Annotated in this window: 16 protein-coding genes, 9 tRNA genes, 1 rRNA gene and 1 pseudogene; 23 read left to right on the top strand and 4 right to left on the bottom strand. The window is 35.5% G+C overall.

Annotated features, from left to right (window positions below; genetic code table 11):
• Positions 1-198: 198 nt before the first annotated feature.
• From CLOLE_RS15025 to CLOLE_RS15005, 5 genes are all read left to right on the top strand, one after another.
• Positions 199-3,103, top strand: a 23S ribosomal RNA gene (locus CLOLE_RS15025).
• Between the two features lie 61 nt (positions 3,104-3,164).
• Positions 3,165-3,236, top strand: a tRNA-Asn gene (locus tag CLOLE_RS15020).
• An 18-nt stretch (positions 3,237-3,254) separates the two neighbouring features.
• Positions 3,255-3,327: transfer RNA gene (locus tag CLOLE_RS15015), tRNA-Trp, on the top strand.
• 9 nt (positions 3,328-3,336) lie between these two features.
• A tRNA-Val gene (locus tag CLOLE_RS15010) sits at positions 3,337-3,409 on the top strand.
• A 7-nt stretch (positions 3,410-3,416) separates the two neighbouring features.
• A tRNA-Met gene (locus tag CLOLE_RS15005) sits at positions 3,417-3,490 on the top strand.
• 87 nt (positions 3,491-3,577) lie between these two features.
• On the opposite strand, the gene CLOLE_RS15000 is transcribed toward CLOLE_RS15005, so the two are convergent.
• Complete coding sequence (locus CLOLE_RS15000) at positions 3,578-4,027, bottom strand: hypothetical protein (RefSeq protein WP_013657980.1); 450 nt, start codon at positions 4,025-4,027, stop codon at positions 3,578-3,580.
• A gap of 149 nt (positions 4,028-4,176) precedes the next feature.
• On the opposite strand from CLOLE_RS15000, the gene CLOLE_RS14995 reads away from it, so the two are divergent.
• The 10 genes from CLOLE_RS14995 to CLOLE_RS22560 all read left to right on the top strand — a co-directional run bounded on the left by CLOLE_RS14995 (position 4,177) and on the right by CLOLE_RS22560 (position 8,732).
• Positions 4,177-4,248 (top strand) — tRNA-Asn (locus tag CLOLE_RS14995).
• Between the two features lie 20 nt (positions 4,249-4,268).
• A tRNA-Trp gene (locus CLOLE_RS14990) sits at positions 4,269-4,341 on the top strand.
• Positions 4,342-4,351: 10 nt separating this feature from the next.
• A tRNA-Asp gene (locus CLOLE_RS14985) sits at positions 4,352-4,425 on the top strand.
• A gap of 4 nt (positions 4,426-4,429) precedes the next feature.
• Positions 4,430-4,502, top strand: a tRNA-Val gene (locus CLOLE_RS14980).
• 7 nt (positions 4,503-4,509) lie between these two features.
• A tRNA-Met gene (locus tag CLOLE_RS14975) sits at positions 4,510-4,583 on the top strand.
• Between the two features lie 329 nt (positions 4,584-4,912).
• Positions 4,913-5,098 (top strand): YjfB family protein, encoded by a 186-nt coding sequence (locus tag CLOLE_RS14970; protein WP_013657979.1) that lies wholly within the window; start codon positions 4,913-4,915, stop codon positions 5,096-5,098.
• A gap of 74 nt (positions 5,099-5,172) precedes the next feature.
• Complete coding sequence (locus CLOLE_RS14965; protein WP_013657978.1) at positions 5,173-6,018, top strand: Cof-type HAD-IIB family hydrolase; 846 nt, start codon at positions 5,173-5,175, stop codon at positions 6,016-6,018.
• Positions 6,012-6,491, top strand: coding sequence for a 2-C-methyl-D-erythritol 2,4-cyclodiphosphate synthase (gene ispF / locus CLOLE_RS14960; protein ID WP_013657977.1), 480 nt, complete (start codon positions 6,012-6,014; stop codon positions 6,489-6,491). Before CLOLE_RS14965 ends, ispF begins: the two co-directional genes overlap by 7 nt.
• A 27-nt stretch (positions 6,492-6,518) precedes the next feature.
• Positions 6,519-8,489, top strand: coding sequence for a fructose-1,6-bisphosphatase (locus tag CLOLE_RS14955; protein WP_013657976.1), 1,971 nt, complete (start codon positions 6,519-6,521; stop codon positions 8,487-8,489).
• An 81-nt stretch (positions 8,490-8,570) separates the two neighbouring features.
• Positions 8,571-8,732, top strand: a complete 162-nt coding sequence (locus CLOLE_RS22560) for a YfgJ family double zinc ribbon protein (RefSeq protein ID WP_013657975.1) — start codon at positions 8,571-8,573, stop codon at positions 8,730-8,732.
• 153 nt (positions 8,733-8,885) lie between these two features.
• Here the strand turns inward: CLOLE_RS22560 and CLOLE_RS14950 are convergent, their stop codons facing one another.
• On the bottom strand, positions 8,886-9,848 hold the full coding sequence (locus CLOLE_RS14950; RefSeq protein WP_330369272.1) for a PRK06851 family protein: 963 nt from the start codon (positions 9,846-9,848) through the stop codon (positions 8,886-8,888).
• Positions 9,849-10,265: 417 nt separating this feature from the next.
• Here CLOLE_RS14950 and CLOLE_RS14945 point away from each other — a divergent pair, with 417 nt between their 5' ends.
• The 3 genes and pseudogenes from CLOLE_RS14945 (at position 10,266) to CLOLE_RS22555 (ending at position 15,048) form a co-directional block, all read left to right on the top strand.
• Positions 10,266-12,023, top strand: coding sequence for a DUF4825 domain-containing protein (locus CLOLE_RS14945; protein WP_013657973.1), 1,758 nt, complete (start codon positions 10,266-10,268; stop codon positions 12,021-12,023).
• 73 nt (positions 12,024-12,096) lie between these two features.
• On the top strand, positions 12,097-13,476 hold the full coding sequence (locus CLOLE_RS14940; RefSeq protein WP_013657972.1) for an MATE family efflux transporter: 1,380 nt from the start codon (positions 12,097-12,099) through the stop codon (positions 13,474-13,476).
• Positions 13,477-13,628: 152 nt separating this feature from the next.
• Positions 13,629-15,048 (top strand): annotated as a pseudogene (locus tag CLOLE_RS22555) (IS3 family transposase).
• A gap of 100 nt (positions 15,049-15,148) precedes the next feature.
• Here the strand turns inward: CLOLE_RS22555 and CLOLE_RS14925 are convergent.
• Positions 15,149-15,628 (bottom strand): S-ribosylhomocysteine lyase, encoded by a 480-nt coding sequence (locus CLOLE_RS14925; RefSeq protein WP_013657969.1) that lies wholly within the window; start codon positions 15,626-15,628, stop codon positions 15,149-15,151.
• Between the two features lie 196 nt (positions 15,629-15,824).
• On the opposite strand from CLOLE_RS14925, the gene trpS reads away from it, so the two are divergent.
• Positions 15,825-16,832, top strand: coding sequence for a tryptophan--tRNA ligase (gene trpS / locus CLOLE_RS14920; protein ID WP_013657968.1), 1,008 nt, complete (start codon positions 15,825-15,827; stop codon positions 16,830-16,832).
• A 116-nt stretch (positions 16,833-16,948) separates the two neighbouring features.
• Here trpS and CLOLE_RS14915 read toward each other — a convergent pair whose 3' ends face one another.
• Positions 16,949-17,809, bottom strand: a complete 861-nt coding sequence (locus CLOLE_RS14915; RefSeq protein ID WP_013657967.1) for a YitT family protein — start codon at positions 17,807-17,809, stop codon at positions 16,949-16,951.
• A gap of 140 nt (positions 17,810-17,949) precedes the next feature.
• Here CLOLE_RS14915 and CLOLE_RS14910 point away from each other — a divergent pair, with 140 nt between their 5' ends.
• From CLOLE_RS14910 to CLOLE_RS14895, 4 genes are all read left to right on the top strand, one after another.
• Entirely contained in the window at positions 17,950-18,672 is a 723-nt protein-coding gene (locus CLOLE_RS14910) for a phosphatase (protein WP_013657966.1), read from the top strand.
• Between the two features lie 60 nt (positions 18,673-18,732).
• Positions 18,733-19,023 (top strand): YerC/YecD family TrpR-related protein, encoded by a 291-nt coding sequence (locus tag CLOLE_RS14905; protein ID WP_013657965.1) that lies wholly within the window; start codon positions 18,733-18,735, stop codon positions 19,021-19,023.
• 86 nt (positions 19,024-19,109) lie between these two features.
• Positions 19,110-21,455, top strand: coding sequence for a DNA helicase PcrA (pcrA, locus tag CLOLE_RS14900; protein WP_013657964.1), 2,346 nt, complete (start codon positions 19,110-19,112; stop codon positions 21,453-21,455).
• 138 nt (positions 21,456-21,593) lie between these two features.
• Positions 21,594-22,037: a hypothetical protein gene (locus tag CLOLE_RS14895; RefSeq protein ID WP_013657963.1), complete on the top strand. Its 444-nt coding sequence runs from the start codon at positions 21,594-21,596 to the stop codon at positions 22,035-22,037.
• Positions 22,038-22,114 lie beyond the last annotated feature (77 nt).

The following is a 22,114-nucleotide window of genomic DNA, read 5'->3' as shown; positions in this document are numbered from 1 at the left end:
TAAATACAATCAATTATAGATTTGTAAGTTATAGCAATATAACTTGCGCCTAACGATAAATGTACACGCATTGTATAATGCAAAAATGTTTGTCAGGGTGTAAAATCTACAATTTAACCGATAATAAATATTCTTTGTATTCAACGAAAGTTGATTAACAAGGCACAAACGACCGATTAACGAAAGTTAATCATTATAGGTCAAGCTACTAAGAGCGTAGAGTGGATGCCTTGGCACCGAGAGCCGATGAAGGACGTGATAAGCTGCGAAAAGCTACGGGGAGTTGCAAATAAACTTTGATCCGTAGATATCCGAATGGGGAAACCTGACAGAGCAAACCTCTGTCATCCTATAGCCAATACATAACTATAGGAAGGGAACGAAGGGAACTGAAACATCTAAGTACCTTCAGGAGGAGAAAGAAACATCGATTTCCTAAGTAGCGGCGAGCGAAAGGGAAACAGGCCAAACCAGATTACTTGTAATCTGGGGTTGAGGACTGCGACATGGCAAGAATGCGGATAGCTGAAGAGTCTGGAAAGTCTCATCAAAGAGGGTGATAATCCCGTAAGCGAAATCCAAGTGAAGCCTAGCAGTATCCAGAGTACCACGAGACACGAGAAACCTTGTGGGAAGCCGGGGGGACCACCCCCCAAGCCTAAATACTCCTCGGTGACCGATAGCGCATAGTACTGTGAAGGAAAGGTGAAAAGAACCCCGGGAGGGGAGTGAAAGAGAACCTGAAACTCTATGTTTACAAGCAGTGGAAGCACCATATGATGTGCAACCGCGTACTTTTTGTAGAACGGTCCGGCGAGTTACTAGCTGTGGCAAGGTTAAGTACCAGGAGGTACGAAGCCGAAGGGAAACCAAGTCTGAATAGGGCGCCAAAATAGTCATTGTTAGTAGACCCGAAACCGGGTGACCTACCCATGTGCAGGATGAAGTTACCGTAAAAGGTAATGGAGGTCCGAACTCACATCTGTTGAAAAAGGTGGAGATGACGTGTGGGTAGCGGAGAAATTCCAATCGAACCCGGAGATAGCTGGTTCTCCTCGAAATAGCTTTAGGGCTAGCGTTGATAGGAGTCTAATGGAGGTAAAGCACTGAATTGCCTAGGGGGCCCACAAGCTTACCGAAGCATATCAAACTAAGAATGCCATCAAGATACCGTCAGCAGTCAGACTACGAGTGATAAGACACGTGGTCAAAAGGAAAACAGTCCAGACCATCAGCTAAGGTCCCCAAGTGTGTGTTAAGTGGAAAAGGATGTGAGATTTCGAAGACAACTAGGATGTTGGCTTAGAAGCAGCCACTCATTCAAAGAGTGCGTAATAGCTCACTAGTCGAGAGATCTTGCGCCGAAAATGTCCGGGGCTAAAACACACCACCGAAGCTATGGAATTCAACTTAGTTGGATTGGTAGAGGAGCGTTGTAACGACGCAGAAGCAGTACCGTAAGGAGCTGTGGAGTAATTACAAGTGAGAATGCCGGAATGAGTAGCGAGATACAAGTGAGAATCTTGTAGGCCGAATATCCAAGGTTTCCAGAGTAAAGCTGATCTGCTCTGGGTAAGTCGGGACCTAAGGCGAGGACGAAAGTCGTAGTCGATGGACAACTGGTTCATATTCCAGTACTACCTATTATCAGAACTGCAGGGACGCAGGAGGGTAGGCAAACCCAGGAATGGTATCCTGGGCCAAGCACAAAGTCGCATTCCCAAGGAAAACCCGGGGAACGAGGATGAAGTGTGATGGGGATCGAAATTAAAGTAGAGAAGTTGCTGAACCCACACTGCCGAGAAAAGCTGCTATTGCGTGATAGGTACCCGTACCGTAAACCGACACAGGTGGATGAGGAGAGAATCCTAAGGCCGACGGGAGAAGCGTTGTTAAGGAACTCGGCAAAATGACCCCGTAACTTAGGGAGAAGGGGTGGCCTACTTAGGTAGGCCGCAGAGAATAGGCCCAAGCAACTGTTTAACAAAAACACAGGTCCTTGCTAAACCGAAAGGTGATGTATAAGGGCTGACGCCTGCCCGGTGCTGGAAGGCTAAGGGGAGAGGTTAGTCGCAAGGCGAAGCTTTGAACTTAAGCCCCAGTAAACGGCGGCCGTAACTATAACGGTCCTAAGGTAGCGAAATTCCTTGTCAGGTAAGTTCTGACCCGCACGAAAGGCGTAATGATTTGGGCACTGTCTCGACAGCGCACCCGGTGAAATTGTAGTACCAGTGAAGATGCTGGTTACCCGCGACAGGACGGAAAGACCCCGTGGAGCTTTACTGTAGCTTGATACTGAGGTTGGGTATTACATGTACAGGATAGGAGGGAGACTGAGAAATCTGGACGCCAGTCTAGGTGGAGTCGCCGGTGGGATACCACTCTTGTAATACTTAACTTCTAACCATGGCCCGTTAGCCGGGTCTGGGACAATGTCAGGTGGACAGTTTGACTGGGGCGGTCGCCTCCTAAAGAGTAACGGAGGCGCTCAAAGGTAACCTCAGAATGGTCGGAAACCATTCGAAGAGTGCAAAGGCATAAGGTTGCTTGACTGCGACACCGACGGGTGGAGCAGGTACGAAAGTAGGACTTAGTGATCCGGTGGTATGAAAGTGGGATTGCCATCGCTCAACGGATAAAAGCTACCCCGGGGATAACAGGCTTATCTCCCCCAAGAGTTCACATCGACGGGGAGGTTTGGCACCTCGATGTCGGCTCATCGCATCCTGGAGCTGAAGCAGGTTCCAAGGGTTGGGCTGTTCGCCCATTAAAGCGGTACGCGAGCTGGGTTCAGAACGTCGTGAGACAGTTCGGTCCCTATCCGTCGTGGGCGCAGGAAATTTGAGTGGAGCTGTCCTTAGTACGAGAGGACCGGGATGGACGGACCACTGGTGCATCTGTTGTCATACCAATGGCATAGCAGAGTAGCCAAGTCTGGATCTGATAAACGCTGAAGGCATCTAAGCGTGAAGCAGACCACAAGATAAGATTTCCCATCCGAAAGGAGTAAGACCCCTTAGAGACTATGAGGTAGATAGGTTGGAGCTGTAAGCATGGTAACATGTGTAGGTGACCAATACTAACGGTTCGAGGGTTTGACCTAGATAATGAAGGTTAAATGAAAAGATTGTATTTAGTTTTGAAAGTATAATATACTTTTATATTCCTCGATAGCTCAGCGGCAGAGCATCCGGCTGTTAACCGGAGGGTCGTAGGTTCGAACCCTACTCGGGGAGTTTCCTTTAGGAAAGTATAGGGGCATAGTTCAGTTGGTAGAACGTCGGTCTCCAAAACCGAATGTCGTGGGTTCAAGTCCTGCTGCCCCTGTTAAAATATGGTCGCTTAGCTCAGCTGGGAGAGCACCTGCCTTACAAGCAGGGGGTCATAGGTTCGAGCCCTATAGCGACCATTTATATGGCGGAATAGCTCAGTTGGCTAGAGCACACGGTTCATACCCGTGGTGTCGGGGGTTCAAATCCCTCTTCCGCTACTAATAAAAAATCACCTATGTAAAATACATAGGTGATTTTTTATTAGTACTATCTAGTTTTAGTATATATCTAGATAATAAAATGATTTAACTTCCGTTACAGTAATACTCTGAAGGGAAATGTTCATATTCAAAGAATACGAATACTTCTTCCGTTCTCAAGTTAAACATAGTCCATTGTTCTAAATAATATTGTTGGTAACAAAGGGTATGATATTCAGACTCAGAAAGATTAGTATCATTGAAGGTGTATACAGAGTAAAGAGGTGTAGAGCAGTCAGATACATATTGATAAGTAAAATCAAAGGCCTTGGTTTCAAAAGATATATAGGGTTTTAGGTTGTGGTAGATATCTAGATGAGAGGCAATAAATTTACCTAAACCATAGTAAGGAGCAAAACAAAATTGATGCCATTCACTTTTCTCAATTAAAGCTATTTCTTCTATAATATTTAGTGGAAGAGGACAAATATATTCTTTATGCATGAGTAATGTTTGAGACTTACTGGTTCTTGTCATAACAATGAGGTTAGACATAAGAGGACCTCCTATAATTATATGTTAAATTGTATGTAGATATGAGTTGATAAAAATAGATTTAAGTACAAAAATAGTTACAAAAAATAGTAAAAACTTAGCAAAAAGTGTTGACATGAGTCAGTGGGTTTGGTATACTAACGAAGTATTCCTCGATAGCTCAGCGGCAGAGCATCCGGCTGTTAACCGGAGGGTCGTAGGTTCGAACCCTACTCGGGGAGTTTTCCTTTGGAAATAATATAGGGGCATAGTTCAGTTGGTAGAACGTCGGTCTCCAAAACCGAATGTCGTGGGTTCAAGTCCTGCTGCCCCTGTTTAAAGTTAGGCCCAGTGGTACAGTTGGTTAGCACGCCGCCCTGTCACGGCGGAGGTCGAGGGTTCGAGTCCCTTCTGGGTCGTTTTGGTCGCTTAGCTCAGCTGGGAGAGCACCTGCCTTACAAGCAGGGGGTCATAGGTTCGAGCCCTATAGCGACCATTTATACGGCGGAATAGCTCAGTTGGCTAGAGCACACGGTTCATACCCGTGGTGTCGGGGGTTCAAATCCCTCTTCCGCTATTAGAGCACTTAGATATAATCTAAGTGCTTTTTTGATTTAAAAAACATGGATAATAAGTTATTAGATATAATCAAATGAGAGTGTTTTAATATATTGGGGAAATATTATTGTTAATCTAACAGTAGCATTTGTGAAATAAAGGATAAGTTAAATTAATATTTGATACAGATTATTCAGATATATTAATCTAATAATACACTAGAACATGACTATATACAAGCAAAAATGTAATTAAATGGAAATTTAAACACTATAATATAATCGCATCTATGGACAATAGACATAATTAAGTATAGAATATATTATATAACATAAGCGGGGTGAACAAATGGATATTGCACAATTAAGTACGGCTATGGCTATGCAAAATACAAGTGTAGAGGTAAGTGTAGCAGTTATGAAAATGGGAAAAGAGCTTGTAGAACAAAATGGTAGTCAAATAACAAATATGATGAAACAAATGGAGTTATCCATTAACCCACATATTGGTAGTAATATTGATGTGACTTTATAAGAAGAATCCCAAGGGATTCTTTTTTTGTTAAAAATTACGCAAATATATAATAATTAAAATGGAGTATTAATAGTATGAAAAAGACAATATATATATCAGATTTAGATGGGACATTATTGAGTCAGAACAAAGAAATGTCTAATGTTTCTAAAAATATACTTAACCAGCTAAAAAAGGAAGGCTGTAATTTTTCTATTGCCACAGCTAGGACACCTGCTACAGTAGAAGTGATTTTAAAAGAACTGGATATTCAGGAACCTATTATTTTAATGAATGGAGCAGTTTTGTACGATTTAAAGAATCATCGATATTTAGAGGTAGAGTTCATTTCACAGCAGGTTGTAAAGCAAGTATTAATGCAGTTGGATTATTTGATAGAAACGAGTTTTATTTATACAATAGATAATAATGAATTAATAGTACATTATCAGCAGTTAGAAAATGAGTATAAAATAGCTTTTTATCAGGAAAGAGCTAAATCACCATATAAATGTTTTACACAACAAATATTAAAAGATTATACTAAAGTTGCATATTTTGTATTTTTAGACACAGAAGATAGAATTAAAATGATTTATGAAAGAGTGAAAAAAATCGATGGGATTGCTTTAGTTATGTATAAAGATGTCTACAGCAAGGAAGGTTATATTTTAGAAATCTATAGTGATAGAGCTACCAAAGGCAATGCAATTAATAAGTTGAAGAGAAGAGGATATGAGAATGTCATTTGTTTTGGAGACAATCTAAATGATTTATGCATGTTTAAAGTAGCAGATGAAGCTTATGCTGTGGGAAATGCGATGCAAGAAGTAAAAGAAAATGCAACAGCAGTTATAGGAAATAATAATGATGATAGTGTAGCTAAATTTATTCAACTTCATTATGAAAAAATGAAAGAAAAGGAGAATGGATTATGTTAAGAGTTGGTATGGGATATGATGTTCATCAGTTAGTAGAAGAAAGAAAACTTATTATAGGGGGAGTAGAAATTCCACATCACAAAGGCTTGCTAGGTCATTCAGATGCAGATGTTCTCATTCACGCCATTATGGATGCGCTTATTGGTGCTATAGGTGAGGGTGATATAGGAAAGCATTTTCCAGATACAGATCCTAAGTATAAAGGAATTAATAGTATGGAACTATTACAACATGTTGGACAGCTTTTAAAAGAAAAAAATGCAGTCATTCACAATATTGATGCAACCATTATCGCCCAACAACCTAAGATGGCTCCTCATATTATGAAAATGAGAGAAAATGTTGCTGAGGTTTTACAAATTCAAGTAAGCCAAATCAATATTAAAGCAACAACAGAGGAGAAATTAGGTTTTACAGGTGAAGAAAAAGGTATTTCAAGCCAAGCAATTACTTTAGTTGATCTAATGGATTAAAATAGAAAATAGAATGTAGGGGATGACATGGAAGCAGAAGAGATTAATTTGAAACTACTTAAATTTTTGGCAAAACAATATCCAACAATGGATCATGCCATTACAGAGATGATAAACTTACAGGCAATATTAAATTTACCTAAGGCCACTGAACATTTCGTATCAGATATTCATGGAGAGTATGAGGCATTTTCTCATGTACTTCGTAATGCTTCAGGTGTATTAAAGACCAGAATAGATGAACTTTTTATCAATGAAATGTCAGATAAAGAGAGAAGAGCTTTTGCGATTTTAATCTATTATCCTGAGAAAAAGATGAAGCAAGTTGCGGATATTGAAGAAGAAATGAATGAGTGGTATAGGATAAATTTATTAAGAGTTATCAGACTATGTAAAGTGATTTCTTCTAAATATACACGATCAAAAGTAAGAAAAGCATTACCAAAAGAATTTGCATATATTATGGAAGAACTACTTAATGAACAGGTAGATACCCCTAATAAGGAACAGTATTACTATGAAATTGTAGATCGTATTATTAGTTTAAACAAAGCAGAAGCTTTCATGTGTGCTTTTTGCCATCTTATTCAAAGACTAGCTATAGGACATTTACATGTTTTAGGGGATATTTTTGATAGAGGTCCTCGTGCTGATAAGGTGATGGATATTTTACAGCAATATCACTCTGTAGATATTCAGTGGGGAAATCATGATATACTATGGATGGGAGCTGCTTCAGGTAGCGGAGCCTGTATTGCTAATATTATTAGAAATGCCTGTAAATATTCTAATTTAGAAACTTTAGAAGATGGGTATGGCATCAATTTATTGCCATTAGCCACATTTGCTTTAGACCAATATAAGGACCAAGATTATAGTTTATTTATGCCGGTTATAGATAATGAATGGGATACAAAACAAGACGATGTAAGATTAGTCGCATTAATGCATATGGCTATTACTTTTATTCAGTTTAAACTAGAACATCAACTTATTGAGAAATGCTTTGATAAGGAAATGAAGAATAGAGATTTATTAGGTAAAATTAATTATGAGGAATATACCATTACAATTGACGGAATGACACATCAGTTAAATGCTGATGTTTTTAAGGGGATTAATCCGAAAGCACCATATGACTTATCCAAAGAAGAAATAGAGGTAATAGATAGATTAAGAAGTTCTTTTTTACAAAGTAGTAAGTTACAAGAACATATTCAATTTATGTTTACTAATGGGAGTATGTACAAAGTATACAATAATAACTTGCTTTATCATGGATGCATTTTGTTAACAGAAGAAGGAACATTTAAGCAGATACAATTAGATGGTAAATATTATTCTGGTAAAGCCTATCTAGAGCGTTTAGAAGCAATTGTTAGAGAAGGATATTTTAATGTATTAGATAAAGAAGCAAAACAAAAAGGTATGGATATAATGTGGTATCTTTGGTGCGGTAGTAATTCTCCGGTATTTGGAAAGCAAAAAATGACTACCTTTGAGAGATACTTCATACAAAATGAGGAAACTTGGAAGGAACCTAAAAATAGTTATTATGAGTACCTAGATGATGAGGAAATGGCAATGAGATTATTAATGGAGTTTGGTATTAATAGTGAAGAAGGGCACATTATTAATGGGCATGTACCGGTACAGGTGAAGAAGGGGGAAAAACCTATCAAAGCAGGAGGAAAAATTATTGTTATAGATGGGGGATTCACAAAGGCTTATCAAAAAATTACAGGTATAGCTGGCTATACTTTAATTTATAATTCATTTGGGCTACAACTTGCATCTCATGAACCATTTGAAGGAGTGGAAGAAGCAATTACTTCTGAGAAGGATATGGTAACTTCTATGAATGTGATAGAATACATACCAACCCGTAAACGAGTGAAGGATACAGATATCGGAAAAGATATTGATGGACAAATTAAAGCACTCCTAACACTTGTAGAGTATTATCAATTAGGTTTATTAAAAACAAAAGAAAGTTAGTAATACTAGTTAAGGAGATTGACATTGTTGATAAAGTAATATTTATTAAAAAGAACAAGGATGTGATAGGGAGGTGATTAAATGAAGGAAAAGGCATATTGTCCCACTTGTAAAAAGGAATTAGAACTAATTGCTGCATGTGGAGCTGCTAATTATTTTTGTAATTATTGTAAGAAATTAGTTTCGAGTAAAAGTATTTTAAAGGAAGAAGACATACAAGAAGAATCACCAAAAGAACAATAAATTGAGAGAGTAATGAATTAAAAGAATAATGAATTAAAGAAGAGTAAATCAAATAAACATAAATAAAAAGGGGCTATATAGGCCCCTTTTTATTTATTAGGTATCTCATCATTTAACGCGTCGTGATGTTTTAAATTTAATGATTTATGAAAGTTATTTAAGAGGTAGGATACGAGAAGTGATGTGTTTCATTAAGTGAGTATAAATATCATCTAGTATTGTAAAATCAGTGGCATCAATATAATACTTTTCCAGATCATCATGTAGCATTTTAGCATAAGTAAGATGTGAGAGGCCCTCTTTTACACAAAATTTATAGCGTTTAGAAATATGAGCTAATTCTTTTTCATAAGTAAGGTCGGTATCAGGAGAAATGAGTTGTTTATACATATCAATAGTATGATCATCTTCTCTTTTGGGAAAATACTCATGAGGTGAGGTACTGTCAAATATACAAACTTCAAGCTCTGGTATGATAAGCATATCTAAGCTATCAGGATCAAAGCCACAATGATAGACTTCTACATCTAAACCTCTAAGTTGAGCCGTAGCTAATAGTTTTTTGAGTAATGTTGATTTGCCAGAGCCAGGGCGTCCTTTGATAAAATAACGCTTTTTCATAGGTTCGATTAAATCTGGGACAAAGTCAAAGGCACCTTTAGGAGTGGAGCCACCAAAGAAGCGATGCATAATTGTACTTCGTTTAGAAAGTTGTGTGGCGCCTAATATTTCACTAATAACTTCCTGAGTTAAAACATTGGCTTTTTTGAAGTTCATATGATCGATATAAATTTTTTCCCATTCATCATGAATAGCAAGAGCTTCTGCAAATTTCTCATAAGCTTTTGGATAACAAGCAGCAATTTCTTCTTGTAGATAAAGAATTTCTTTTTTGTGCTTACTTAATTCTTCAATATTCCAAGCTATGCCTAGATTAATATATTCTTCTATAGCACCAGGTGCAGTAGGTTCTACTACATGAGGAGAAGTACCATCTACTATGCCTATACTAAGCGTTCTACAGATAAGACCATCCAATGAATCTGGATCGGAGGAGCAATGAATATATTCAACAGAGTATTCTTTTTCTTCTAATGCAGTACCTATTTTTTTCATAAGAGAGGATTTACCAGTACCAGGACCACCCTTTAATATATATATTTTATTCAAACTCTTTAAATTAGAAGGGAAAAAATTTTGAAAACCTTTGGCAGAGTTAGCACATACGAAATAATGCTTTGAAAATATAGTCATTAAAAACACTTCCTTAAAAAACAATGAGTCATACTTATCATATGATAAAGCAAGAGACATTGTGAAAGAGGAAAGAATATGAAATAGTATAGCATATTACTATTAGGTTGATTTATAATTGAATAGATGAGAGATAAGCTAGTTCTAGATGTAAGATATAACAGAAACAAGGAAATGAGAAAATATATAAAATAAATATAGATTGAGAAGGTACCTGTGCTTATAAACTTATGAAGGGATTAGGTCCATAATGTAATAAAGAATAGGGGGAGGTCTATAATGCGAAAATTAGGGCGTATAAAAGAAAGTATGATCAGCTTATGCATTGTTATTTTTTGTTTACTGGGGATTTTTATTGTAATAATCATTACTCCACGTTTAGAAGCAAAGTATGAATCAAAAGATGAACACTTGGAGCAAGAAATGATAGAAGTTTTACCAGAAGAAGAGCAAGAGTTAATAATTGATATTGAAGCATTATTTGAATATAAGGGTACCTCTATTAATGATGAAGAAGAGTTGAAGGAACTAATAAGTATTTTACCAGAAGGAAATGAGATAGAGCAGATTATTATGCCTAATGAGGCAGGAAAGTATGGAATACAAATACAGTATAAAAAGGTATCGAATACTAGTGGGATAAATAGAAGCAAAGTTGAGCAGATGATGCTTTTAAATAGTACCCTATTAATGAGTCTGTGCAATGACTTAAATGCAATTACAATGAAGACTTATATAGGAAATGATTTTGTGGAGCGATTTATTTATAAGGGAGATTTAGATAGCTACTTTCAAGAAGATATTAGAGCAAGTCGAACGTTAGAAGAGTTTAGGAAATATAGTGAGTGCTTTTTGAAACAAGAAGCTGTTACACAATATATGGGTCAAAAGTATACATACAGTACAGAGCTAGGAGAAAAAGTTGATCAGTTTTTTAAACTCAATTTCCCAGTAGGTCAATTGGCAAATGAAGATAAAATGCCCTATATAGATGAGGACTTGGGAGAAGATTTAATCAAGGATTATGGATATCGTTTGTTTGTAGAAGGGTTAAAATATAATAATGACTATATCAATTATTATAGTGCATATCGTTTACTAGAATTTTATAGTATACCTGAATTAGAAGAAATGCTAATAGAGTTAGCTATCTGCAAAAATAGGACAAGCAATGAACAAGTTAAATTTGCATGTACTTATGTAATGGAAATACTGGGAAATCAATCTATACAGGAGCCGACTTGGATAACAAGGTTTAGAGAAAATACTTTTGGTGGTGGAAGAAAGGTATATATAATTCGAGAGGGGAAAATAAAAGAGTGGGGAGAATGGGAGATGCCAACAGCTATCAAGGAGTTTTCTATATCACCTGACGGAGAAATGGTATGGTGTTATGGCGTAACATCAGAACAGGAGTATGCTTATGTAGCACCAATCGAAAATGAGGAATGTTATAGTCTGGGTAATATAGAAGTTGAAATGAAAAATGATGAAGCTATTCCAGAATTAATGAGTTGGGCAAAAGAACAGTTAAAACGAAAATCACTTCTGACACCTATAGAATTAAATAGCAATTTAGAGGTCAAAGCAGATTGGTTTAGTAAAGCCTTTTTAAAACTACAATTTATTTCAAATGAGCAAAAAAAAGCACAAGACTTATTTTATAATCCAGAAACACACCTATTAACACCAGTAACGCTTGATGATGAAGATTATAGCTTAACACAGTTGGTGTATGATTTAAATGAAACATTATCATTAAAGGGATATACACATATTGCGCAAGGAGGAATAGAAGCAGAAGGGGTAAGATTATATTTAGGAGAGGATTATATAACAGTCTATGAATATAGTAGTATAGAGGAGCAAGAGAAAAGTAAGCAATCATTGCAAGAATTGATACTAGGGAGCAATACGAGTCGTACTAAGAAAAAAGTATACTTTTTTGAAAAGGGAAGGTTACAAATAGTTTATGAGGGAACTGAGCCTGAGATAATAGAGTATCTAATAAAAGAATTGGATATTCCTGCAAATTAGCGCAGCTTGCTAAAATTTAAAAATAATCATATACTAATAAGGTTGTAATAAGTATTGACAAGGGGGAAACAGGGTGAATAGACAACAAGAATTAGAAAATACTTCTATAGGAAGATTATTATTAAAATATTCTATTCCTGCTATTATTGGAATGCTTGTAAATGCACTTTATAATGTAGTGGATAGAGGATTTATAGGAAATATTCCCGATGTAGGAAATGCTGCTATGGCTGGTGTTGTTATTACTATGCCAATCGTGACTATTATTTTAGGATTTTCCATGCTCATTGGAATAGGAACAACTGCTTATATTTCTATTAAGTTAGGTGAACATCAACGAGAAGAAGCAGAAAAAGCATTAGGAAATGGGTTTATTATAGCTACGTTTATGGCACTTATTTTAATGGTACTAGGACTTATTTTTGCACCTCATTTATTGAAATTATTTGGTGGAAATGAAGAAACCATACCTTACGGAGCTCAATATATAAATATCTTTTTAGTGGGGACTCTATTTAATGTATTAGGGTTTTGCTTTACCAGTATTATGCGTGCTGATGGTAGCCCTAAGATGTCTTCTGTATGCATGGTAATTGGATGCGTACTTAATATTATTTTAGACTATGTATTTGTATTTGTTATTCAAATGGGTATAGAGGGAGCAGCATTAGCTACTATTATTTCACAAGCTGTTACTGCTATTATTGGCTTATGGCATTTTACAAAAGGAAAGTCAGGCTTAAAATTAAGAAAGCACTATTTTAAATGTGACTTAAGTGTCATTAAAAATATAGTTGCTATAGGTATGGCACCAGCAACTATGCAAATGGCGATCAGTTTAGTACAAGTAGTCATGAATAATGTATTAAATCGTACAGGAGGACAAGTAGCTGTAGCAGCTATGGGTGTTATAAGTGCTGTGACGATGCTAGTGCTTATGCCTATTTTTGGGATTAATCAAGGAGCACAGCCTATTATTGGCTATAATTATGGCGCTAAAAACTATAGGCGTGCGAAGGAAACAAGCATTCTTTCCATGATAGCAGCAACTATTATTTTAACTATAGGCTGTATTATTATTGAAATAATGCCGGGCTTCTTTGTTAGAATATTTGATGGCACAGGAGAGATTGCCCCTGTTGCAGTGCCTGGAATTAGAATCTATGTTCTAACCTTACCTATTTTAGCAGTTTCTATTATGGGATCAAATTATTTTCAAGCTATTGGAAAAGCGAAGGTGGCTACAGTACTTAGTCTTTTAAGACAAGTATTGGTACTTATTCCTGTTATTTATATTGCCTCTTCTATAGGAGGATTAACAGGTGCGTGGTGTGCACAGCCAATTAGTGATGTGATTTGTACAGTGATAGTTGGTTTTGTGTTAATTAAAGAATTTAGAAGCTATAAAGAAAATAGCCATGAGGTATTATTAAAAAGCCAAACAAGTGAATAAAATAGATAAGCTTAAAAGATATAAGAGCATTTAAGAAAAGTTAAATAAGCAATTTATAGATAAATACAAAAAAGAAGCTACAATACTTAAGCGTATGTACCGACCCCCAAAAGTTAGACCAAAAATCTAACGATTGGGAGGTCGGTATTTTTATGGCAAAACATAGTTTTGAGTTTAAAAAGAAAGTGGTTTTAGAATACCTAAACGGTGAAGGTGGAACACCTTATCTTTCAACAAAGTATGGATTAGGCTCTAATTCACAATTACGCAAATGGATTAATGCATACAAGGAATTCGGAGATGCAGGATTAATGCATTCAAGAAAAAAGAATGTTACTCTTTTGATTATAAACTTCATGTTGTAGAATTATATTTAACAAGTGAGGTTTCGTATCAAGAATTAGCTATTCAAGAAGGAATTAATAACCCAGCATTGATTTGTAACTGGGTAAATAGATTCCAAGTGGCAGGTCTTGATGCTCTAAGATCTCATAAGAAAGGACGGAGGAAAACATTGGACAAGACTAACTCAAAAGATGCCACGCAACTTACAAAAGATTTTACAATAGATACGAGTATGGAGCATGTACGAGAATTAGAAGATGAATTACTTAAACTTAGAATAGAGAATGCCTTTTTAAAAGAACTGAGGAGACTGCGTTTAGAGGACGAAGCAAAAACGAGAGACTTGCTAGGGTCATCAACAGTCTCCGAAGACAATTCAAACTAAAAGACCTTCTCTCGTACAGTCAAATGCCTAAGGCTACATATATGTATTGGCAAAAGTGCTTTAATAAAGAAAATCCAAACAAAGAAATTGAGGATAAGATTTTAGAAATACATAAAAATAATAAGAACTATGGATATAGAAGAATGTGTGGAGAACTTCGGAATCAAGGATATATAGTAAACAAGAAGAAGGTTCAAAGAATTATGCAGAAGTTCAACCTTCAGGTTACATCATTTACTAGAAAAAGTCGAAAATACAGTTCCTACAAAGGCAAAGTTGGAACTGTCGCACCAAATAGAATTAGAAGACGTTTTAACACGAATATACCTCATCAGAAGATAACAACTGACACAACAGAATTTAAATATTATGAGATTGATAATAAGGGTCATATGACTACGCATAAGCTTTATTTAGATCCCTTTATGGATATGTGTAGTGGTGAAATAATAAGCTTTGAAATGGGTAGACAACCATCGGCTCAGAATGTTATGAAGGCTTTAGAAAAAGCAATAGAGATTACTTCTGATTGTCCATATCGTAGAACTTTTCATTCAGATCAAGGGTGGGCTTATCAAATGAAAGCCTATTCAAACAGACTGAAAGAAGAAAAAATATTTCAAAGCATGTCAAGAAAAGGAAACTGTCATGATAATTCAGTAATGGAGAATTTTTTTGGTTTGCTGAAACAAGAAATCTATTATGGCGTTGTGTATTATAGTTATGAGGAATTAAAATCAGCAATAGAACGATATATAAAGTATTACAATGAAAAAAGAATAAAGCAAAAACTAGACTGGCTCAGTCCTGTGCAATACAGAATTAGCCTCTTAGCAGCATAAAAATGCGTAACAGACTTATCAAAAATCTGTTACGCAATAAAAGTCTAACTTTTTGGGGTCACATCAGTATTGTAGCTTCTTTTTTGAATAGTAAAATTGACTATTGAGGATAATTTAAATTAGCATCTGTGAGCTTAAGAAGTACATTTTCTAGATACTGTTTAGCTTCATATCTTGCCATTGGAAGATTTAAATCTAAGTAGTTACCACAGTCTCTTGCTGTAGCACCAGGAATTTCTCCCTCAAAATGAGAAATGAATTCAAATAGCTCAGTAATAAGTGGTGCAATTTCTTTAGGATTTCTATTACCTTTTAAGATAAGATAGAAGCCCGTACGGCACCCCATTGGCCCAAAGTAAATAGTCTCATCAGCAAAAGTAGGATGATTACGTAAAAAAGTAGCACCAATGTGTTCAATGGCATGAATTTCAGCAGTATTTAAAACAGGTTCTAAATTAGGACGTTTCATACGTAGGTCATAAGTTGTAATAGTATAATCGCCAATAGCATCTACACGTGAAGTATAAATCCCAGGCAATAAGTCAATATGATTAACAGTAAAACTAGCAATCTTTTTCATAGTGTAATCCTTTCTTTAAATTAATATTTTTATAAAACACATGAACTACTACCAAGTTAGTAGATATAGTTGAATTTACCTCCATTATACTCTAAGAATGATTATTCGTATAGATGATAGTTTATAGTTTTCCCTTGATTTAGCAGAAGTTGTCTGATAACATAAAATAAGATAAAAAGATAAAGAGGTGCACGAAATGAGTGAACAAAAAAAAGTTATTTTTAGTGGCATGCAGCCATCCGGTATCATTACGTTAGGAAATTACTTGGGTGCCCTTAAGAATTGGACGAATTTACAAGATGAATATAATTGCTTATATTGCATTGTAGATATGCATGCTATTACTGTAAGACAAGATCCAGCAGTACTTAGAAAAAATGCAAGAGAATTAATGATGCTTTATATAGCAGCAGGCCTTGATCCTGAGAAAAATATTATTTATATGCAATCTCACGTATCTGCCCATGCAGAGCTAGCTTGGATTTTAAATTGTTTTACTTATATGGGTGAATTAAGTCGTATGACACAGTTTAAAGATAAATCTCAAAAACATAGTGATAACATTAATGCAGGTTTATTTACGTACCCAGCACTTATGGCAGCAGATATTTTATTATATCAAGCTGATTTAGTACCTGTAGGAATTGACCAAAGACAGCATTTAGAGTTAACAAGAGATATTGCTATTCGTTTTAATAATCTATATGGTGATACCTTTAAAGTACCAGAGGCTTATATTCCAAAAGTAGGAGCTAAAATTATGAGTCTTCAAGACCCTACTAAGAAAATGTCAAAATCAGATACAGATGTCAATGCTTCTATTAGTATTATCGATGATACAGATACCATTATCCGTAAGTTTAAACGTGCTGTAACAGATTCAGAAACAGAAGTACGTTTTGATGAAGAAAACAAACCAGGGGTAAGTAACTTAATGACAATCTATGGGGCTATTACTGGTCAAACCATGGAGCAAGTAACAAATGAATTTGCAGGTAAAGGTTATGGTGATTTTAAAGTTAAAGTAGGAGAAGCCGTAGCAGAAGAATTAAAGCCACTACAAAATCGATTTAAAGAATTATCTAGCGATAAAGCGTATATTGATGGTGTGATTAAAAAGAATGCAGAAACAGCAAGTTATTTAGCTACTAAGACTTTGCGAAAAGTACAAAAGAAAGTAGGCTTTCCACCTATTATTAGATAAGAAGCAAATAGGAAAGTAAAATAAACATAAGGATGATATGAAAAGAAAAAGGCACTTATCTTTAAAGTAAAAACTAAAGATAAGTGCTTTTTAGTATGCAAAACTGGAAAAATCATTTATTGTGAGGTAAGAGGCAAAAAGCCCTTACCATTTCCTATTACTTGTGAGGTTTCTGTTACAGTCATAAAGGCTTTTGAATCTATACGCAGCACTAGTTGTTTGGCTTTAGCAACTTCACGTATACTAACAGTTGTAAATAGAATGTACTTAGACTCTGAAGTATAGGCACCGATAGCAGGAATCATTGTAACACCACGATGTAATTCCTTAAGCAAGCATTTTGAAAGTTCATCTGCGTGTTCACTTTCTGTAATAATGTATAAGGTACGTTTTCTGTTAATACCATCTACTACAAAGTTAGCCACTTGACTACTTAAAAACATAGTACTAATGGTTAATACTGCTATATCTAAGCCAAAGAAGTAAATAGATAAAACAACAATGAGAGCATTTAAATATAAGGTGACAGTTGCCATATTAATAGAAAAGTATTTATTGATAATTTTAGCAATAATATCTGTTCCACCAGTAGAGCCATCAGCTCTGAAAATAATACCTGTACCCAGACCGTGTAAAAAGCCAGCAACAACAAGTGTAGAAAGGGTATTTCCCTGAGTAATAATAAGAGGATGTGTAACCTCTAACCAAAAAGATAGCATAAGCATGCCAAATAAGCTGTAGGTTAAATAAGTTTTACGAAGGAAAATAAGACCAAGTATAAAAATAGGGATGTTAAGTAAGATAACAGTAATACTAACTCTTGCATTAAATAAAAAATAAAGAAGCATGGAAATACCATTGACGCCACCACTTAAAAGTTGATTAGGAATAAGAACACCATTAGTGGCGATTGCGAGAAGTAAGGTGCCAATCATAATGCTAAAAATACGGTTGTAATTAATAAAATTATTTTTCATGAAACTCTCCTGAAGCAGTTAATAATTAATCTCCTATTACTATAAAGCACAAGCAACTAATAAGCAATATGTCGAAATACAATTTTTATATGAGAAATTATGTTATAATAAAGTATACTTTAAACGAAGGGATATAAAAAATGAAAATTTTAGCTGATATTCATACGCATACTATAGCAAGCGGACATGCTTATAGTACGATTACAGAAAATATAAAAGCAGCAAGTGAAAAAGGGTTAAAGCTTATAGCCACTACAGATCATACTGAAGGTATGCCCGGTGGAGCGCATGCTTTTCACTTTGCTAACTTAAGAAGTTTACCAGATGAGATTGATGGTGTGAAAATTTTAAGAGGAGCAGAAGCTAATATCATAGATTATGAGGGACATTTAGATGTAGATGAGGAGCTCCTTGGTGAACTAGATATGGCTATTGCTAGCTTTCATCCACCATGCATTGATTTTGCAGATGTGGAGACTGTGACAAGAGGTCTTGAGAAAGTGATGCAAAATCCATATATTTCAATCATTGGACATCCAGGAGATAGTAGATATCCCCTAGATTTTGAACGTATTGTAAAAATGGCAAAAGCAACAGGAACACTTTTAGAGGTAAACAATGCTTCTTTAAAACCAACTAGCTTTAGACCTGGGGTAAGAGAAAGTTTAATAGAGTTACTTACCTACTGTAAAGCCTATGAAATGCCTGTTGTTTTAGGTTCGGATGCACATCATATGAGTGTGGTAGGTGGGTTCGAAGAATCTATTATGCTACTTGAAGAACTAGACTTTCCAGAGACGTTAGTATTAAATACAAATCCAGAAGCACTTGTAGACTTTATTTCCCAAAAGAGATTGAAATAATCAATTTATTACTGTACAATGATAAAGTAAACAATATGGCGAAAGGGCGATTAGTAGGAAATGAATTCAAAAATCAAAGATGATGTAACAGATAAACTATTTGAAGCCATTTTGACACTGGAAAATGTGGAGGAATGCTATGCTTTTTTCGAGGATATATGTACAGTAAATGAGATTAAATCTCTCGCACAGCGCCTAGAAGTGGCTAAAATGCTACAACAAAAGAAGACTTATCAAGATATACAGCAAATTACTCATGCTTCAACAGCTACTATTAGTAGAGTAAATAGATGTTTAAGCTATGGTTCAGATGGTTATAAATTAATATTAGATAGAGTAGGCAAAAAGTAATTGAAAGCCTCATCATAAAACAAATAAGACAGCTTAAAAGGCTGTTTTATTTTTCCCTGAGTTCAAACTTAAAGGAGAAAAGAAAGATGGATTTTACAAAAGGACTTAATGAAAGACAAAAAGAAGCCGTATTGCATACAGAAGGTCCTCTTCTGATTTTGGCAGGAGCGGGATCAGGAAAAACAAGAGTGCTAACACACCGTATTGCTCATTTAGTAGAAAATAAAGGGGTAAAGCCTTGGTCTATTTTAGCTATTACCTTTACCAATAAAGCTGCAAAGGAAATGAAAGAAAGAATAGGAAACTTAGTGGCTGAAGATGCTGTTAATGAAATGTGGGTAAGTACCTTCCACTCTATGTGTGTACGTATTTTAAGACGGTATGGAGAACGTTTAGGTTATTCACGTTTCTTTACTATTTATGATACAAGCGATCAGAAGACGCTTATTAAAGATACTCTAAAGGCTCTTGATATAAGTGAGAAAAACTTCCCTGTAGGAACTGTTATGGGGGCTATTAGTAGTAAAAAAAATAAACTAGAAACCCCTAAATTAGCAATAATGAATGCTGGGGATGATTATAGAGAAAAAATGCTTGCTAAGATTTATGAGAAGTATCAAGGTAAATTAAAAGAGAATAACGCGATGGATTTCGATGATTTACTTGTTAATACTTATTTACTCTTTAAAGAGTGTCCAGATGTATTAGATTATTATCAAAGTAAGTTCCGTTATATTTTAGTAGATGAGTATCAGGATACTAATGGTGCTCAGTACAAGCTTGTAGAAATGCTAGCACAGGGGTATCAGAATTTATGTGTAGTAGGTGATGATGACCAGTCTATTTATGGCTGGCGTGGTGCAGATATTACTAATATTTTAGGTTTTGAAAAAGACTTTGCTGATGCAACGGTTATTAAGCTTGAACAAAATTACCGTTCGACTAAAAACATACTGGATGCAGCTAATAGTGTGGTTGCTCATAATAAAGGTAGAAAAGCAAAAGCACTTTGGACAGAAAGTGAAGAAGGCGAAAATATCTCTATTATTCCAACAAATAACGAATATCAAGAAGCAGAGACTATTGCTAATACTATCATTCATGCTATAGAAAATGGGGAACGTGAGTATAAAGACTTTGCTATTTTATATCGTACTAATGCACAATCACGTGTACTGGAAGAAAAACTCATTACAGGAGCTATTCCTTACCGTTTATTAGGTGGTACACGTTTCTATGAACGTAAAGAAATTAAAGACTTAGTTAGCTACTTAAAGGTTGTATGTAATAGTAAAGATGATATTGCTATTAAGCGTATTATTAATGTACCTAAAAGAGGAATTGGGGCTGCTAGTGTTAATAACATTGAGGAGTATGCTGAGCGAAATCAAATGGACTTTTTAGAAGCAGCCAGACTCTGCAAAGAAATGGGTATTTTAGGAGCAGGGCCAAGTCAAAAGGTACTTGGTTTTACTGGTTTAATAGATGAATTACAAGAACTAGCTGAAGAAAATGATATTAAGCTTTTACTTGAAACAATTATAGAAAAAACAGAGTTTAGAAATCACATTCGTATGACAGAAGGTGATACAGCAGAAGACCGTTTAAGTAATATTGATGAACTTGTTTCTAAAACTATTCACTATATGGAAACAGCGGAAGATCCAAGCCTTGGAGAATTCTTAGAAGAAGTAGCTCTAGTAGCAGATATTGATAATTATGATGAAGATAGTAACTCAGTAGTCCTTATGACACTTCATAGTGCTAAGGGACTAGAATTCCCAGTTGTATTCATGCCAGGGGTGGAAGAAGGCTTATTCCCAAGTTACATGAGTTTAACAGAAGGTGATGATAAGCTAGAAGAAGAAAGACGTCTTTGCTATGTGGGAATCACAAGAGCTAGAGAAAAATTATTTATGCTTTATGCAGACCAAAGAACAATGTTTGGACGTACTCAATATAGTGCGCCATCACGTTTCATTAGAGAGCTTCCCAAAGAAGTAACAAATTTAGCACAGCTAGATAAGGAAAATGATAGCAGAGGCAATAGACAGGCGTTTACAAGCTCTCATTTTGAAGAAAAGAAAAACTTCACAGGTGGTTTTGAAGGTGGAGTAGAGAAAAGAAGCTTTACTGCCACTACTGCAACGGCACCAGAAAAACGTAGTTTTGCCACAAGGGTACCAGAAAAGCCTGGCTTACCAAGTTTTAAAAAGGTTGGTATGCTAGGAAATATAGGTAAAAAACTGGATAATATACCAGAGCCAGTAGCAGACTTTGTAGCAGGAGATACAATAAGCCATATGAAATTTGGAAAGGGAACTATTCAATCTGTTGATAAGGTGAATAATGATATTTTTGTAACCATTGCTTTTGAAAATGGTGATATTAAGCAGTTAAGCACACGTTTTGCTAAATTAAAGAAACTGTAAAGTAAGCCATTAAAGTAAATAGCAAATTGATACAAATCAAGAGAATAAGAAGTAATAAAGAAAATAGAGTTAGATAATAAATAAAAAATCAAAAGAGAACTAGAACAAAGCTAATAACAAAGCATTGAAGGAGAAGGTATGGTAGAAGGAAATACCAAAAAATTATTAAGAAGTATCATGGCAAAAGCAGCATCTTATGTGGAAATCTTGATTAGTGCCTTACTTCTTATAGGGATTTTAATAGGCGCTATTAATTTAGGAACAGAGCTGATTGCTATGGGGAAAGTAGCATTAATAGCACCAGATATTACAATGCCTGTGGAAGAGTATTTAGCGACTGGATTGCAACTGATTATCGGTGTTGAATTTATTAAGATGATTTCCAAGCATACAGTAGGGAGTACGATTGATGTATTACTCTTCGCTATTGCTAGAAAATTAGTGGTTAGTCATGGTGGTGCAATAGATTTATTATTAGGCATTATTGCCATAGCTATTTTATTTATTATTAAAAGGTACTTTGGTAATAAATGCGAAAGGTGTCCGATTGATCCTGCTAAGGCTAAGCTTAAGGAAAGTTAAGGGAGACTTGGCTCCAAAAGGTAACTTTACTTTTTGGAGCTATTATATTTTGGGGAGTTTTCTATTATAATAGAAGT

This window comes from Cellulosilyticum lentocellum DSM 5427 (genome assembly GCF_000178835.2).
GTDB classification, from domain to species: Bacteria; Bacillota; Clostridia; order Lachnospirales; family Cellulosilyticaceae; genus Cellulosilyticum; species Cellulosilyticum lentocellum.
Note: the sequence above shows the minus strand (reverse complement) of the source record. Positions and strands in the feature narration are given on the sequence as shown.